The organism is Streptomyces sp. NPDC017095 (assembly GCF_044332325.1).
Lineage (GTDB): Bacteria > Actinomycetota > Actinomycetes > Streptomycetales > Streptomycetaceae > Streptomyces.
This window is the reverse complement of sequence record NZ_JBIROU010000002.1, coordinates 351,941-367,026: the sequence shown is the minus strand read 5'-3', so window position 1 is coordinate 367,026 and position 15,086 is coordinate 351,941. Positions and strand designations below refer to the sequence as shown.

At 73.1% G+C, this 15,086-nt stretch carries 12 protein-coding genes and 1 pseudogene; 8 read left to right on the top strand and 5 right to left on the bottom strand.

The features are described 5' to 3' along the window. The first annotated feature begins 333 nt into the window (after window positions 1–333). Both ACH4OA_RS04600 and ACH4OA_RS04595 read left to right on the top strand, forming a co-directional pair. Window positions 334–819 (top strand): single-stranded DNA-binding protein, encoded by a 486-nt coding sequence (locus tag ACH4OA_RS04600; RefSeq protein WP_397939813.1) that lies wholly within the window; start codon window positions 334–336, stop codon window positions 817–819. A gap of 497 nt (window positions 820–1,316) precedes the next feature. Beyond that, window positions 1,317–2,651, top strand: coding sequence for a Cys-Gln thioester bond-forming surface protein (locus tag ACH4OA_RS04595; RefSeq protein WP_365883360.1), 1,335 nt, complete (start codon window positions 1,317–1,319; stop codon window positions 2,649–2,651). A gap of 118 nt (window positions 2,652–2,769) precedes the next feature. Here the strand turns inward: ACH4OA_RS04595 and ACH4OA_RS04590 are convergent, their stop codons facing one another. Together ACH4OA_RS04590 and ACH4OA_RS04585 are read right to left on the bottom strand one after the other, a co-directional pair. Then, window positions 2,770–3,957, bottom strand: coding sequence for a cellulose-binding domain-containing protein (locus ACH4OA_RS04590; RefSeq protein ID WP_397939815.1), 1,188 nt, complete (start codon window positions 3,955–3,957; stop codon window positions 2,770–2,772). A 306-nt stretch (window positions 3,958–4,263) separates the two neighbouring features. Next, window positions 4,264–4,935 carry a lytic polysaccharide monooxygenase gene (locus tag ACH4OA_RS04585; RefSeq protein WP_397939816.1) on the bottom strand — a complete coding sequence of 224 codons (672 nt, stop codon included), beginning with the start codon at window positions 4,933–4,935 and terminating at the stop codon, window positions 4,264–4,266. Between the two features lie 229 nt (window positions 4,936–5,164). On the opposite strand from ACH4OA_RS04585, the gene ACH4OA_RS04580 reads away from it, so the two are divergent. From ACH4OA_RS04580 to ACH4OA_RS04560, 5 genes are all read left to right on the top strand, one after another. Next, window positions 5,165–6,247, top strand: coding sequence for a DUF1152 domain-containing protein (locus ACH4OA_RS04580; RefSeq protein ID WP_397967583.1), 1,083 nt, complete (start codon window positions 5,165–5,167; stop codon window positions 6,245–6,247). A gap of 187 nt (window positions 6,248–6,434) precedes the next feature. After that, window positions 6,435–8,129 carry a DUF4157 domain-containing protein gene (locus ACH4OA_RS04575; RefSeq protein ID WP_397967581.1) on the top strand — a complete coding sequence of 565 codons (1,695 nt, stop codon included), beginning with the start codon at window positions 6,435–6,437 and terminating at the stop codon, window positions 8,127–8,129. 446 nt (window positions 8,130–8,575) lie between these two features. Then, window positions 8,576–10,240, top strand: coding sequence for an energy-dependent translational throttle protein EttA (ettA, locus tag ACH4OA_RS04570; RefSeq protein ID WP_365881779.1), 1,665 nt, complete (start codon window positions 8,576–8,578; stop codon window positions 10,238–10,240). Between the two features lie 6 nt (window positions 10,241–10,246). Further along, window positions 10,247–10,660, top strand: a complete 414-nt coding sequence (locus ACH4OA_RS04565) for a thioesterase family protein (protein ID WP_365881777.1) — start codon at window positions 10,247–10,249, stop codon at window positions 10,658–10,660. Next, on the top strand, window positions 10,657–11,334 hold the full coding sequence (locus ACH4OA_RS04560; protein WP_397939821.1) for a hypothetical protein: 678 nt from the start codon (window positions 10,657–10,659) through the stop codon (window positions 11,332–11,334). Before ACH4OA_RS04565 ends, ACH4OA_RS04560 begins: the two co-directional genes overlap by 4 nt. A 28-nt stretch (window positions 11,335–11,362) precedes the next feature. Here the strand turns inward: ACH4OA_RS04560 and ACH4OA_RS04555 are convergent. Next, window positions 11,363–11,631, bottom strand: a pseudogene (locus ACH4OA_RS04555) (ABC transporter ATP-binding protein); the annotation flags it as partial. A gap of 194 nt (window positions 11,632–11,825) precedes the next feature. Then, window positions 11,826–12,230: a globin gene (locus ACH4OA_RS04550; protein ID WP_365881773.1), complete on the bottom strand. Its 405-nt coding sequence runs from the start codon at window positions 12,228–12,230 to the stop codon at window positions 11,826–11,828. 95 nt (window positions 12,231–12,325) lie between these two features. Here ACH4OA_RS04550 and ACH4OA_RS04545 point away from each other — a divergent pair, with 95 nt between their 5' ends. Next, window positions 12,326–13,303: a methyltransferase domain-containing protein gene (locus tag ACH4OA_RS04545; protein ID WP_397947743.1), complete on the top strand. Its 978-nt coding sequence runs from the start codon at window positions 12,326–12,328 to the stop codon at window positions 13,301–13,303. Window positions 13,304–13,309: 6 nt separating this feature from the next. On the opposite strand, the gene ACH4OA_RS04540 is transcribed toward ACH4OA_RS04545, so the two are convergent. Further along, a complete protein-coding gene (locus tag ACH4OA_RS04540; RefSeq protein WP_397967580.1) occupies window positions 13,310–15,058 on the bottom strand; it encodes an FHA domain-containing protein in 1,749 nt (582 codons plus the stop codon). Window positions 15,059–15,086 lie beyond the last annotated feature (28 nt).

The following is a 15,086-nucleotide window of genomic DNA, read 5'->3' as shown; positions in this document are numbered from 1 at the left end:
GTCCGTGAGGGGCGCGGGGGCGTGGGGGTGCGGGGAGCGCGGAGGGTGCGGGAGCGCGGGGGCGTGGGTCACCCGTGGGGGTGGCGGAGTTTTCCCCAGGCGGGCGGCCGTCCACAGGGCTCAGCGGGCCCGGCCCGGTGGAGGCAGTCTGAGGCCACGGCGATCGCACGGCTGGTCCGGCCGCACAGGCGGCGGACGGCGCGGGCGGTCGGCGGGACGTGCGGGCGCGTACGGCAGTCGTACGCGCCGGCACGGCAGACGCAGCCGTACGGGACGGGCCCGTACGTGTGTCCGCCCGGCCGGAACGGGACGGGCGGGGAGGGGAGCGAGGACATGAACGAGACCATCGTCTGCGCGGTGGGGAACGTGGCGACGCAGCCGGTCTACCGCGAGTCGGCGGCGGGTCCGTCGGCCCGGTTCCGGCTGGCGGTGACCGCGCGCTACTGGGACCGCGAGAAGAGCGCGTGGACGGACGGGCACACCAACTTCTTCACCGTGTGGGCCAACCGCCAGCTCGCGGTCAACGTGGCCGCGTGCGTGGAGGTGGGCCAGCCGGTCGTCGTCCAGGGCCGGCTGAAGGTCCGCACGGAGACGCGGGAGGGGCAGCAGCCGTGGGCCTCCGCCGACATCGACGCCGTGGCGATCGGCCACGACCTGTCACGCGGTACGGCGCTCTTCCAGCGGGCGGCCCGGCCGGAGACACCGCCCACCGCGGCCCGCCCGGAACCGAACTGGGAGACACCGAGCCCGGCGGACCGGCGGGAGGGCGACGACGGGCCGGCGGAGCAACAGGCGGATGAGGTTGCGGCGGTGACATGACGTCGGCCGCGACGGACTGACTGACGCGAGCCCGCGGCCGCCACCCGCGACTGCCACCCAGGCCGGCGGTCTGCCGGATCGACGGCCTGCAGGGTCGGTGGCCCGCCAGGTCGGCGGCCATCCGGGTCGGCGGCCATCCGGGTCCGTGGCCATCCGGGTCCGTGGTCTGCCGGCTCGGCGGTCGGCCAGAGGTGCCCTGCCTCCCGAACCGCCTTACCCACCGGTGGATTTGTCGATATCGACAGTTCGTGGACGGTCCCGGCGATAACGATTACGGATCGGATCGGCCGTCCGATGATCCGACCGCCGGGTCGGACTCCGGGTGATCCATAGGATGCCGAGCGTGCCCCTAGGGGCTGCCGATTCTGCTGGTGGGACCGTCCCCCACGTCCAACGGGTCCTGCTCGAAGGGGAATTCTGTGCTTGCTGCGTTCACTGGGCTGTGCCGCTCCACCGGAACGGCCCGTCTGGCCGCCGCCGCCACGGTGTCCGGCCTCATGGCGGCCGGCGTGCTGTCCGGCGCCGGTACGGCGGTGGCCGACGACACACCGCGGCCCCAGGGCGGGGCGACGGCCACGACCAACGGTCTGAAGACCTACGGCGAGGCGGTGATCCACGAGGACGGCGCGGACCAGCGGGTGGCGGCGGGCCTGTTCGAGATGTCCGTGGACGGCGGCGGCACCCTCCAGACGTACTGCGTCGACCTGCACAGCCCGACCCAGCGGGACGCCATATACCAGGAGACACCCTGGAGCAGCACCTCGCTGGGCACCAACAAGCACGCGGGCCGCATCCGCTGGATACTCGAGCACTCCTACCCCCAGGTCAACGACCTCGCCGCACTCGCGCGGCAGGCGGGCACGAGCGGGTTGACCGAGCAGGACGCGGCGGCCGGCACCCAGGTGGCCATCTGGCGCTACTCCGACGGCGCCGACGTCGACGCCGTCGACCCGCAGGCGGAGAAGCTCGCCGACTATCTGGAGAAGAGCGCCCGGAGCGCCGGCGAGCCGCAGGCGTCGCTCACCCTGGACCCGCCCGCGGTCTCCGGCCGGCCGGGCGCTCGGCTGGGGCCGGTGACCGTGCACACCAACGCGAGTGCGGTCACGGTGAGCCCGCCGGCGGACGCGGCTGCCAGCGGAGTGCGGATAGTCGACAAGAACGGCAAGGTGATCACCTCGGCGAAGGACGGCAGCCGGCTGTTCTTCGACGTCCCCGAGGACGCGGCGGACGGCACGGCCGAACTGACCGTGCTGGCGTCGACGACCGTGCCGGTGGGCCGCGCCTTCGCCGCCGAGAGCCGCAGCCAGACACAGATCCTGGCCGGCTCCAGCGAGTCCACCGTCTCCGCGACCGCGACGGCCGGCTGGGCCGCCGAGGGCCCGATACCGGCGGTGTCGGCCCGCGAGAACTGCGCCAAGAGCGGCCTGGACATCACCACGGTCAACAAGGGCGACCAGCCGTTCACCTTCCAGCTGATGGGCACCGCGCACACCATCCCCGCGGGCGCCTCCCGCACGGTGACCGTGCCGCTCCAGGAGGACCAGGCCTACGACTTCACGATCACCGGACCGTACGGCTTCAGCCACCGCTTCACCGGCGTCCTGGACTGTGCGACCCAGGGCGCGATCACGACGCAGACGGCCCAGCTCACCACCGAGCCCAGCCCGGCCTCGGTCGGCGGCAGCGCCACGGACACCACCACCACCGACCTCGCCGCGACGGGCGGCTCCGCCATCACTCCCCTGATCGCCGGGGTGGCCATCGGCCTGGTCGTGATCGGCGGCGCCGTCCTGATCGTGCTCCGCAGGAAGGACACGCCCCCCGGGGCGTGACGGACGACCCGGGCCGGAGGCCGGCCGCGGGCCCTCGTCTACCGGCCGTGGACCCTCGCCGATCGGCCGCGGACCGGCGGCCGGCTGTGGACCCTCGTCGACCGGCCGCCGACCCTGGTCAGCAGCCGATCGGTGCCGAACCGACCGCCACGTCGTCGAACCACAGGGTGTCGTCACCGGTGCCGTAGCTCTCCCAGCCGAGGCGCAGCGCGGTCGGCCGGGGCGGCGTGGTCCGCGACAGCCACTGCTGGTCGACGTCCTGCGTCGGTACGCCGTCGGCGTGCAGGCCGGGCACCTGCTCGTCGTTGAGCCAGGTGTCCAGCTTGGGCGCGGAGGTGTCGACCGCGAACCGCAGGCACTGCCAACTGCCCGTCGGCAGCGGCCTGCTCAGTGCCACCCCGGCCGGGCTCTGCGCGGGCAGCGTGGCGTCGTCGCTCTCCCGGTTCCACTGCAGGGCGCCGTTCTGGCCGCCGACCCGGAGCGCCCGACCGCCCTGCGAACTGTCCGGCATGGACACGAAGGCGACGTGGGCGGACGGGAGCGCGGTGGTGTGCCGGACCCACAGGCGGACGTACAGCACCGGGCCGACCGAGGACAGGTCGGTGGTGGCGGCGACGAAGGCGTGGTTGCAGTACCCGGCCCGCCCGTCCACCCGCAGCGACTTCGTGCCGCTGTGCGCGACGGCCGTGTCCACGGTGGCCGTGCCCGTGCCCTGGCAGTCCGGTGCGGTGAAGCGCCAGTTGCCGGACGGGGTGGTGCCGGCCTGGTCCTCGAAGTCGGAGCAGAGGGCCGCGCTGCCGCAGCCGGCGGGCGGCTGGGTGGGAGGAGGAGTGCCCGGAGTGGTGGGCGGTGTGGTCGGTGGCACGGTGCCGTCGTCGGAGCAGGACACGCCGTTCAGGCTGAAATCGGTGGGCTTCGGGTCGGCGGTCCCCCAGGTCCCCTGGAGGCCGAAGTCGGCTCCGGCGCCGCTGGGCAGGGCGGCGTTCCAGTCCGTACCCACGGCGGTCACGGCGCGGCCGGTCTGGGTGACGGTGGCGTTCCAGGCGGAGGTGACGTGCTGGTCACCGCCGTAGGTCCAGGTCAGCCGCCAGGCGCTCAGCGAGGCGCCGAGGTTGGTGACGCGGATCTGGGCGGTGTAGCCGCCGGTCCACTCGTTGACGGTGTAGTCGACCCGGCATCCGGCGGCGCTGCCCGCGCCGCTGGCCGGTGCGGCGACCAGGAGGGACACCGCCAGCGCGAGCAGGGCCACGGCTGCCGTCCAGGGTCTGCGTACCCAACGCGGGCATCGCACGGGCAGTGAGGGCATGTACGCCTCCTGGGGAGCGGGGAGCGGGGAGCGGGGAGCGGGGAGCGGGGAGCGGTGTGGGAGGGGAGCGGGGAGCGGTGTGGGAGGGGAGGGGGTGAGGGTGGGGACGGGGGATAAGGGAGTTGCTGGCTGACTGCGGGCCCCGGGAGCGCTCCCAGTGGGCGGGCGCATCCCGGTCCAGTCGGACCCGGCCCGGTTCAGTCGGCGTCGGGCCGGGTCCGTTGGAGGGTGAGCGGGTCGAGCGGATGAGGCGGGTGAGCGGGTGGAGCGGGTGGAGCGGATGGGCTGACGTGAGGGCGGATCGGGTCAGCGGAAGTTCACGTCACTGCACAGGAAGTAGGTCTGGTCCATGTGCGAGGCCTGCCAGATGGTGTAGACGACGTGCCGGCCGCTGTAGCCGGACGTGGTCACGGGGATCGAGTAGTTCTGGCTGGGCGCGTACTTGCCGGTGCGGGTGACGAGTTGCAGATCGTTCCAGGTCAGCGGCTGGGTGGTGGGGTCGAAGCCCTGCCGGGTGACATAGACCAGGAAGTAGTCCGCGCCGTGGCTGGCCTGGTCGTACAGCTTCACGGTGAAGTTGGAGCCGATGTCCGTGGTCTTCCAGGGGCCGACGGCGTCCAGGGAGTTGTAACGGCCGCTCTCGGTCTGGCCGCCGCTGCACAGCTGGCCGTTCGGGATGACGGCCTGGAAGTTGCCGGCGGAGCCGTTGCGGTAGAGGCCGTTCCAGTTCCACATGGCGTTGGGGTTGGCCTGCCAGGCCTGCCAGCACATGGGGTCTTGCTGGGCCATCGCCGGGTTCTGGAAGTCGCTGCCCCAGCGCTGCCAGCAGCCGTAGTTGCGGGAGGCGGGGTCGATCACCGAGCCGTGCGCGGAGGCGGTGCCGCCCCAGGTGATCAGGCTGACCAGCACCGCGACGAGGGTGCTCAGGACGAGCATCAGCCGACGACCGGTACGACGTTCATGCTCATGACAATGCATGGGGGTGTTCTTCCTGTGGGGGAGCGGTCTCACTGTGGGGTTGGGTGCGGAAGCGTGGGAGCGCTCCCGCGCCTCCAAGGCTGCGCGGCGCACCCCGAAGCGACAACGGTTTGTTTCCGCCAAACCTGAACGGTGTCACTGCGGGTGGCGAAGTGGCACAAAAGGCGGTGAATGGTTCCGCACCCCGACAGGCTGAGCGCGTGACTTGGTCCGGCCCTAGGGTGGATACATGACGCGGTTGATCGTCGCAGCGGGAGGCGGGGGCGACGCCGTCGCCGCCGTGATGCTGCACGCCGCCCTCTACGGCGACGGGGACCCGGTGGTGATCTTCACCTATGCCTGGGACCGCCTTCTGATCGACCCGCTCCCGGGCCCGCGCGGGCCGGGGAACTTCTCGGGACTCGAACCGGTCACCCGCTCCGTCTGGTCGGTCCCGGCCACGGCCCGGCCGGTCGCGCCGGCCGGCTCCACCCTGCCCCGGCTCGCGGCAGAGCTGCGGCACACCTTCACCCTGCTCGATCCGCACCACGGCGCGGAAGGGATCACGCGCCAGCTCGAAGAGCTGGTGGAGCACCTGAGCCCCACGTCGGTCGATCTGCTGGACGTCGGAGGGGACATCCTCGCCGAGGGTGACGAACCCACGCTCAGGAGTCCGCTGGCCGACGCCCTCACGCTCGCCGCCTGCTGCCAGGTCAACGCGCCGATCCGGTTGCTGGTCGCGGGCCCGGGACTCGACGGCGAGATCCCGGCGGACGAGCTGCGGCCCCTGCTCGGTCCCCTCGTCCACACCTTCACTGCACGGGACGTGGAGGTGATCGGCGAGGTTCTGGGGTGGCACCCGTCCGAGGCGACAGCGATGCTCGCCGCGACGGCCCGGGGGGTCCGCGGCGTCTGCGAGGTACGCGACGCCGGCCTGCCCGTGCCCCTCACCGACGAGGGACCCACGGTGCACGAAGTCGACCTGGACGACGCGGTCGGCCGCAACCGGCTCGCCCGCGCCCTCATGACGACCGCGGCGCTGGACGAGGCCGAGGCGTACAGCCGTGAGATCTGCGGCTTCTCGGAGATCGACTACGAACGTGACAAGGCGGCACGCGTTGCCGAGCAGTCGCCCATGCACCTCGATCCTGCCGCCGTCTGGTCCCGGCTCGACGCGTTCGAGACGCAGGCCCGCGCCCGGGGAGTCACCCACACGACGTTCCGCCGCCTCACGGAGGCCCTGGGCCTCAGCGGCTCCCACCGGCATCAGCTGCGCCGACTGCTCGTCGACAGCCGCCCGGAGCGGTATGCGGCGCCCTTGTGGCGCATGTGATCCCGCGTGCACTTCCGCAACGGCGTCGTACGGCCGAGGCGGGCAGCGAGTGCAGCCCAGGCGAGCCGTCAGTACATTCGGGCAGGCGACTTTCCTCCCGTCCTGCCCTCTTCCTCCTTCACGCCGGCCGGGCGGCGCGGCAGCATGGGTGCCTGACCTGTACGTGGATACACGAGAGGAAGCGGCCATGCGTGCCGACAGACAGCAGCGTCTCGCCGAGCCGGACGACAAGCGGGCGCTTCCTCGGCAGGCCGACCGGGCCCCGGCCCTCCTCCGAGGCGGCCCCGCTGCCGCCGGGCGTACCGGCCGGATGTCCCCCGCGGCCGCTCGCTCCCTCCAGCGGACGATCGGCAACGCCGCGGTCGCCCGTCTGATGGAACCCGAGCGCCACCAGCACGACGCGGACTGTGGTCATGTCACCGCCACGCAGAGGCTGGCCGAGGACCTGACGGTGCAGCCCGACGCCATGGCCCGGGCCGAGGCCGTGACACGGACCGCGGGCAGCCCGATGCGGGCGGACGTCCAGCACAAGATGGAGGGCGATTTCGGCGGCGAGGACTTCAGCGACGTCCGCGTCCACGTCGACCGCGACTCGGCCGAGGCTCTCGGGGCCAAGGCCTACACCACGAACACCAACCGGATCGTGTTCCGCAGCGCGGCCGACATGGACGACCACACCTTGCGGCACGAGTTGCAGCACGTCCGCCAGCAGCGGGCCGGAAACGTTCCCACGGGTGTCAGCCACCCCACCGACGCCCTGGAACGTGACGCCGAGAGCACGGCGGCCCAGCTGGGACGGCAGCCGAAGGGCGTGCAGCGTTCCACGGCCCCGGAACACCGCACCACGCCGGCGGCGGCCGGGGCCCGCACCGGCGTCGTGCAGCGCGTGCTGTCGAAGACCTCGCAGGCCTTCTTCCAGAACTGGGCCGGAGCGGGCAGCCCTCGTCTGAACCCCGCGCAGAAGAACTGGGTGTGGCAGAAGCTCATCGAGATCAACAAGCACGAGGCGGTGGTGAAGCAGCTGACGCCCGCCAAGGCCCTGGAGCAGCTGGCCGAGCACAACGTGACCGTCGCCGCGATGGAGGCCGCGATCGGCGGCGCGTCGACGGCGCAGGCCACCGCGCCGCCGGAGTCCATGGAGCAGTACGAGGAGCGGGCGGCGAACACCGTTCTGGACGCCGATCGCACTTGGCGCAAGGGACAGCCCGAGATGCCCAGGCTGGAGAGGCGGACCTTCGACATCGAGGGCCTGGGCCGGGGAACGGTCGCCCTGCTCAAGAGCGCCTCGGGACCGAAACACTCCGACATGCTGGCGTGGTTCTCGCACGGGTACGAGGACAAGCATCCCATCGCCGTCGGCACGCCACGGCAGTACGGCTTCGCCGTTCAGTCGGAGCAGAGCCTGAACCGGGTCGGGGCCAACGCCGAAGTCTTCGCGTCGCTGCCCGACGCCCTCGCGAACGCCGGGGTGGAGCCCACCACCGACGCACCGGGTGAGTACGTCCAGCCCCACCACGCCACCGAACTCTCACTGGAGATCGACCGCGTGACCGGCTTGGTGGACTACTGCGACGTGGCGGTCCTGCTGGACTTCCAATGGTCCGACAAGGTCGCCGACGCCTTCGCCGAGGCGAGGAAGGCCGAGACCCCGCCGCTGGCCGTCATCATCGACAGCGCGCCTGCGTTCAGCAGGTACAAGTCGCTGCTGATCTATGCCTGCCGGACACCCTGGTCCGTCAACGCGGCGGCCGAGGGCAGCAGCAAGCTCAAGGCGGCCCTGCAGAAGGAACTCATGAGCCAAGGGCTCTCCGCGGCCGAGGCGCTGGCGAAAGCCCAGGAGAAATACGAAGGCTCACCCCAGGAGGGCAAGGTCTACCAGTGACCGGACGGCGATCCGGACGGGAGGGGCGGACCGTCCACGTCGGGGAAGAGGGCGGGTCGTCCACGTAGGGGAAGAGGAGCGGGCACCCCGTCACGCTCGTCCCGGCGGGCACGTCGGTCCGGCGCGCCGGGCCGGGCCGGGGTGCCCCCAGCCCCCGGGCCGCCCCCGCGCCGTGCGCGGACGCCGTCCGCCCCCGGGCCGTATCCGCACGCCCGTGGCCGGCCGACGACGACCCGCAATGATGCCGGTGGCCGACCGGCGACGGCCCGCAGTGATGCCGGTTGCCGCCACCGGCGACCCGCAGTGACGGGCGAGCCGCCGCGCGCGGCTGCGAAATCCCCAGGTCAGCGCGCCCGGGCCGGATGGGTTAACACCCAAGGCTGGCGTTCAGGCAAGATGGGGTGTATCTGCCCACTGCCAGATTTCAAGCTGCCGGACGGTTTCTCTTGGCTGAGTTCATTTACACCATGCGCAAGGCGCGCAAAGCGCACGGCGACAAGGTGATCCTCGACGACGTCACCCTGAGCTTCCTGCCGGGGGCGAAGATCGGTGTCGTCGGCCCGAACGGTGCCGGTAAGTCGACCGTGCTGAAGATCATGGCGGGGCTGGAACAGCCGTCGAACGGTGACGCCTTCCTCTCGCCCGGTTACACCGTCGGCATCCTGCTGCAGGAGCCGCCGCTGACCGAGGACAAGACCGTCCTGGAGAACGTCCAGGAGGGTGTCTCCGAGATCAAGGGCAAGCTGGACCGGTTCAACGAGATCGCCGAGCTGATGGCGACCGACTACTCGGACGCGCTGCTGGAGGAGATGGGCAAGCTCCAGGAGGAGCTGGACCACGCCGAGGCCTGGGACCTGGACGCCCAGCTCGAGCAGGCCATGGACGCCCTGGGTTGCCCGCCCGGCGACTGGCCCGTGACCAACCTCTCCGGTGGTGAGCGCCGCCGTGTCGCGCTGTGCAAGCTGCTGCTCCAGCAGCCCGACCTGCTGCTGCTCGACGAGCCCACCAACCACCTCGACGCCGAGTCCGTGAACTGGCTGGAGCAGCACCTGGCCAAGTACCCGGGCACCGTCGTCGCCGTCACCCACGACCGGTACTTCCTGGACAACGTGGCCGGCTGGATCTGCGAGGTCGACCGCGGCCGCCTCCACGGCTACGAGGGCAACTACTCCAAGTACCTGGAGACCAAGGCGGCCCGCCTCAAGGTCGAGGGCCAGAAGGACGCCAAGCGGCAGAAGCGGCTCAAGGAAGAGCTGGAGTGGGTGCGGTCCAACGCCAAGGGGCGGCAGGCCAAGTCCAAGGCGCGTCTGGCGCGGTACGAGGAGATGGCCGCCGAGGCCGACAAGATGCGGAAGCTGGACTTCGAGGAGATCCAGATCCCGCCGGGCCCGCGGCTGGGCAACGTCGTGGTCGAGGTCAACGACCTGCACAAGGGCTTCGGGGAGAAGATCCTCGTCGACGGGCTGTCCTTCACGCTGCCGCGGAACGGCATCGTGGGTGTCATCGGCCCGAACGGCGCCGGCAAGACCACCCTGTTCAAGATGATCCAGGGGCTGGAGACGCCGGACTCCGGTGACATCAGGGTCGGCGACACCGTCAAGATCTCCTACGTCGACCAGAGCCGCGAGAACATCGACCCCAAGAAGACGCTGTGGGAGGTCGTGTCCGACGGGCTCGACTACATCAACGTCGGCCAGGTCGAGATGCCGTCGCGGGCGTACGTGTCCGCGTTCGGCTTCAAGGGCCCGGACCAGCAGAAGCCGGCCGGTGTCCTCTCCGGCGGCGAGCGCAACCGGCTCAACCTGGCGCTGACCCTGAAGCAGGGCGGCAACCTGCTCCTCCTCGACGAGCCCACCAACGACCTCGACGTGGAGACGCTCTCCAGCCTGGAGAACGCCCTGCTGGACTTCCCCGGCTGCGCCGTGGTCGTCTCCCACGACCGGTGGTTCCTCGACCGGGTCGCCACGCACATCCTCGCCTACGAGGGCGAGTCGAAGTGGTTCTGGTTCGAGGGCAACTTCGAGTCGTACGAGAAGAACAAGATCGAGCGGCTCGGCGCGGACGCCGCGCGCCCGCACCGCGCCACCTACAAGAAGCTGACCCGGGGCTGATCGGTCTTGCGTCACGTCTACCGCTGCCCCCTGCGCTGGTCCGACATGGACGCGTACGGCCATGTCAACAACGCGGTCTTCATCCGGTACCTGGAGGAAGCCCGGATCAACTTCCTGTTCCGCCCGGACAAGGAGTTCCGGCAGGGGTCCGTGGTGGCGCGGCACGAGATCGACTACAAGCGGCAGCTCGTCCACCGGCACCACCCGGTGGACATCGAGCTGTGGGTCACCGAGATCAAGGCCGCGTCCTTCACCATCGCCTACGAGGTGAAGGACGACGACGTGGTCTACGTACGGGCCTCGACGGTGGTCGTGCCGTTCGACTTCGAGGCCCAGCGGCCCCGCCGGATCACCGCGGAGGAACGCGAGTTCCTCCAGCAGTACACCGACGGGGCCGGCGAGGAGGCCGTCGCCGCATGACGGTGCTGCACCTGGCCGACGAGACGGAGGCGGCGGACCTCGCCGCCTTCCTCTCCCGGCTGCTCCACTACGACCGTGGGGCCGCGGTGCGGCTGCAGGCCGCCGGCACCGCCCTCGCCGTCTTCGGCCGGCCGCCGTCCTTCGAGGTGCTGGCCGTCCGCGCGGTGCGGCTGGCCAAGCCGTACGAGGACGGGCTCGAGGCCGCCCTCGACGTGACCGTCTCCGCCGGTGAGCTGCTGGAGTCCGTGGACGAGCGCGCGGTCACCGCCGCCGTCCCGGGCGCGGTCACGGGACCGCCGTGGGCCGGGGTGCTGCCGCCGCGCGCGGGCTGGCGGCCCGAGCCCGGACTGCCCGCGCCGGACGCGCTGCGCGCCGCCGTCGCCGCCGCGGTCGCCGAGTTCCGCTCGCGCACCGGGGACCTGCCGGCCGAGGCGCGCACCCGTGCGGAGCTGGACCGCATCGGGCGGGACATCTGGTCCCGGCGGATCGGGTCCACCGCTCTGCCCGTGCGGGCCGTGCACGCGGCCCAGTCGCTGGGCTTCCTGCGGCCGGGCACCGGGCCCGGCGACATCGCGCTGCTGACCTGCGGGGCGTGGCTGCGGCTGCGGACGCCGTACGGTTCGGTGGCCGTGCGCGAGAGCGGACTCGGCTCCTTCGGCCTCAGCGTCCGCTGACCCACCACGCACCCGGCTGGGTGCGTTGTCACTCCGTTGCGTCCGGCCATACGCCCCGATGTGGTCGGACTCCGGTTCCAGGGCCACGCGGTCGCGCAGGTGCAGGGCGTGGAGGCAGTCGGCGGGGAGCTGGAGGCGGCCCGCGCGGTCGAGCGTGGCGTACTCGCGGGCGACGACCGTCTCACGGCCGGTCGCCGCGTCGATCTCGCTGCGGCGCAGCACCTCGGTGGAGGTACGGCCGTCGCGGACCGCCACCGTACGGCGGACCTCGCCCGCCACCGCCTGGTCGTGCGGGACGTCAGCACCCCGCGGCCAAGCAGGTCGTCCAGCCGCCAGTACGGTGCCGTGACCGGGGCGGGCCGGTACACGCCGACGACCCGGACCCGGACCCGGACCGCGGGGCTCGCCAGCCGGTCGGTCAGGGTGAGCCGGGCGCCGGGCGGGCCGGCCGGAATCCGGGCTTCAGCGGCCCGGCGTCCGGGCGGGCGGTCTCAGCCGGGGGAGTTCACCATCGACGCGGCGGCGTATGTGAGGTAGTTCCACAGCGTCCGCTCGTGCTCCTCCGACAGCCCCAGCTCCTCGACGGCCGTCCGCATGTGCCGCAGCCAGGCGTCGTGCGCCGCGCGGTCCACGGTGAACGGGGCGTGCCGCATCCGCAGCCGGGGATGGCCGCGGTTCTCGCTGTAGGTGGTGGGACCGCCCCAGTACTGCATCAGGAACAGCACCAGCCGCTCCTCGGCCGGCCCGAGGTCCTCCTCCGGGTACATCGGCCGCAGGACCGGGTCCTCGGCGACTCCCTGGTAGAAACGGTGGACGAGCCGGCGGAAGGTCTCCTCCCCGCCGACCTGCTCGTAGAAGGTCTGCTCCTGAAGCGTGCCGCGCCGAATCTCATTCACCCCTCCATCGTCTCAGACCCGCCGGCCCAGGACTCCAGGCTTAGGACCGGTCCCGCCCCACCCGCCCGGGGACCGCCCGCACCTACTGTGGAGCCATGGGCGCCTACGACACCGGGACCGAGCGGCTCGGCGCCGAGGCGCGGGCCGAGCTGGTGCGGCGGATCGGCGCCGAGGGCGTCTGGGACGCGGACCCGGTGTGGCGGGAGGTGTTCGCGGCGGTGCCCCGGCACCTGTTCGTGCCGTACTACTACGTCCCCGGGCCGCACGGTTACGAACGCCGCTGGGGCGAGAGTCCCGAACCGGCCGCGCGGGAGCGCTGGGTGCGCGGCGCCTACGCCGACGAACCGCTGGCCACCCGGCTGCGCGACGGCGAGCTGCTCTCCTCCAGCAGCCAGCCCTCGCTGATGGCCCGGATGCTGGTCGCCCTGGGCGTCCAGGACGGCGACCGGGTCCTGGAGGTGGGCGCCGGCACCGGCTACAACGCGGCCCTGCTCGCCCACCGGCTCGGCATCGACGACCTCGTCACCACCGTCGACCTGGAACCGGAGATCACCGAGTCGGCCCGGCGGCACCTGGCCGCGGCCGGCCGCCACCCGGCCGTCGTCACCGGCGACGGCGCCCGCGGAGTACCCGGACGCGCGCCCTTCGACCGGATCATCGCCACCTGCGAGCTGCCCACGGTGCCGCGCGCCTGGCTCGCCCAGTGCCGCCCCGGCGCGCGCGTCCTCACCCCGCTCGCCACCGGGCTGCTGGCCCTGACCGTGCGGGACGCGGAGCACGCCGACGGCCGCTTCCTGCCCGGTGCCGCCTTCTTCGTGCCGCTGCGCGGCGAGGGCGGCCCGCGGCCCGCCGGCCTCCGCCTGACCGGGCTGCCCGGCCGGGCCCGCGAGCAGGAAACACTCCGCTTCCTGCTCGCGCTGACCCGGGACGCCCTCGACCCGTGCGAGGCGTACGCGCTGTGGCAGCGCGCCGGCGAGCCCGGCCGCGGCCGCTACGGCGTCACGGTCGACGGCGGGCACGCCCGGGTCTGGCTGGACGCCCCGGACGGGCCGTACGCCTGGCCGCTGCCGTGAGTGCGGTCAGCCCCGGCGGACGGTGATCGTCGTCCAGGCGCCCACGTGCACCCGGTCGCCGTCCTGGAGCGGGACCGGCACGAACGGCTGGATCGGCTCCTCGGACATGTTGACCGTGGTGCCGTTGGTCGAGTTCTGGTCGACGACCGCCCAGCCGCCGCCCGGCTGCTGCACCAGCACCGCGTGCTGGTGCGAGACGCCCGGGTCCTCCGGCGGCACCGACAGGTCGATGTCCGGGGTGTCGCCGGTGGAGTGCCGGCGGCGCCCGATGGTGACCTGGTTGCCGGCGAGCGTGCGCTGCTGCTCGGGCGAGTACGCGGGCAGGTTCAGACCCGCGGCCTCGGGACCGGAACGCTGCATCATCGCCATGAAGTACGCGCGGTCCGGGCCGATGGTCGCCGTCCAGGTGTCCGGCTGGGCCGCCGGCGGGAAACCGCCGGGACCGGCCGGGACCTGGCCCGTGCCGGGCTGCGGATAGCCGTATCCGCCGCCCTGGCCGCCCGGACCCTGCCCCTGGCCGTGACCCTGGCCTTGGCCGGTGGACGGCGGGGGGAGCACCCAGTCGTCGTCACCGCCGCCGAAGGAGGGGTTGCCGGGCGGGCCGCCGGCCGGGGGCCGGCCGGTCTCGCGCGGGAACGCGGGCGGCGCCGGCGCTCCCGCCTGCTGGAACGCCTGCGGGGCACCGCCGGGGCCGCCGGGACCGGCGGGCGGGGTCGGGCCGGGCGGCGGGGGTACCGGCCGCGAGGGATCGGCGCCGAAACCGGGCCCGGTCGGAGCGGGCCCGCCGGGACGCGCGAGGCCACCAGGGCCGCCGGGGTTCTGGCCCTGGCCGCCGAAGCCTCCGCCGGGTACCTGACCCTGGCCCGGGCCGCCGAAGCCACCGCCGAAGCCCTGACCCGGTCCCTGACCCCGGTCGCCGCCGAACCCGGCCGGACCCCCCGGACCGCCGGGACCCTGACCCTGACCGCCGAACCCGGCCGGCCCGGACGGACCACCGGCACCCGGACCCCGGCCCTGACCCGGACCCTGACCAGGGCCCTGGCTCTGCCCAGGACCCTGCCCGGGACCCTGACCCTGCCCGGGACCCTGACCCTGCCCGGGGCCCTGACCCTGCCCAGGGCCTTGCCCAGGACCCTGGCCGGGGCCTTGACCCTGCCCGGGACCCGGACCCTGACCCTGCCCGGGACCCGGACCCTGACCCTGCCCGGGGATCTGGCCGAAGCCCTGCGGCGGTGCCGGAGGGCGCCGGCCGCCGGGGCCGAAGGCGGGCGGGCCCGAGGGGCCGGGGACCTGCGGCGGGGCGGACGGGGCGCGATGGGCGCCGAACGGTGTCGGGCCCGACGGCTCGGCGCCGAAGGACGGGATCGGCTCGGCGGGCCGGTTCACCTGCGAGGGCCGCGAGCCCTGGTACTCGTACCCGTCACCGCTGCCGTACGTCGCGCTCGGCGGCTGGAACCGCGACTGCGCCGGGGGCGGCGCGGCCGGGGTGTAGGAGGTGGCCGTGTTGGTCAGGAAGTTCCACCGGCACTCCTCGCAGAAGGGCGCGCCGCCCTCGCGGGGCGTGCGGCACTGCGGGCACAGCTCCGGCTCGGGGTCCGCCCCGGGCCGGCCGGCGCCGCCCGCGGGCGGCGGGAAGCCGTAGCCTCCGGCGGCCGGGGGCGGCGGGGGCGGAGGTACGGCACCGGCCATGCGGTGACCGCAGACCTCGCACCAGTCGTCGGAACCCGACTGATGTCCGTTCGGGCAGGTCGGCATGTCGGGGCTTCCCCTTCTCCTGAGGGTC

What these genes read in the sequence shown, in the direction of transcription:
- ACH4OA_RS04600 (WP_397939813.1), top strand. Translation starts at nt 334, where the DNA reads ATGAACGAGACCATCGTCTGCGCGGTGGGGAACGTGGCGACGCAGCCG.
- ACH4OA_RS04595 (WP_365883360.1), top strand. Translation starts at nt 1,317, where the DNA reads ATGGCGGCCGGCGTGCTGTCCGGCGCCGGTACGGCGGTGGCCGACGAC.
- ACH4OA_RS04590 (WP_397939815.1), bottom strand. Translation starts at nt 3,957, where the DNA reads ATGCCCTCACTGCCCGTGCGATGCCCGCGTTGGGTACGCAGACCCTGG.
- ACH4OA_RS04585 (WP_397939816.1), bottom strand. Translation starts at nt 4,935, where the DNA reads ATGCATTGTCATGAGCATGAACGTCGTACCGGTCGTCGGCTGATGCTC.
- ACH4OA_RS04580 (WP_397967583.1), top strand. Translation starts at nt 5,165, where the DNA reads ATGACGCGGTTGATCGTCGCAGCGGGAGGCGGGGGCGACGCCGTCGCC.
- ACH4OA_RS04575 (WP_397967581.1), top strand. Translation starts at nt 6,435, where the DNA reads ATGCGTGCCGACAGACAGCAGCGTCTCGCCGAGCCGGACGACAAGCGG.
- ACH4OA_RS04560 (WP_397939821.1), top strand. Translation starts at nt 10,657, where the DNA reads ATGACGGTGCTGCACCTGGCCGACGAGACGGAGGCGGCGGACCTCGCC.
- ACH4OA_RS04545 (WP_397947743.1), top strand. Translation starts at nt 12,326, where the DNA reads ATGGGCGCCTACGACACCGGGACCGAGCGGCTCGGCGCCGAGGCGCGG.
- ACH4OA_RS04540 (WP_397967580.1), bottom strand. Translation starts at nt 15,058, where the DNA reads ATGCCGACCTGCCCGAACGGACATCAGTCGGGTTCCGACGACTGGTGC.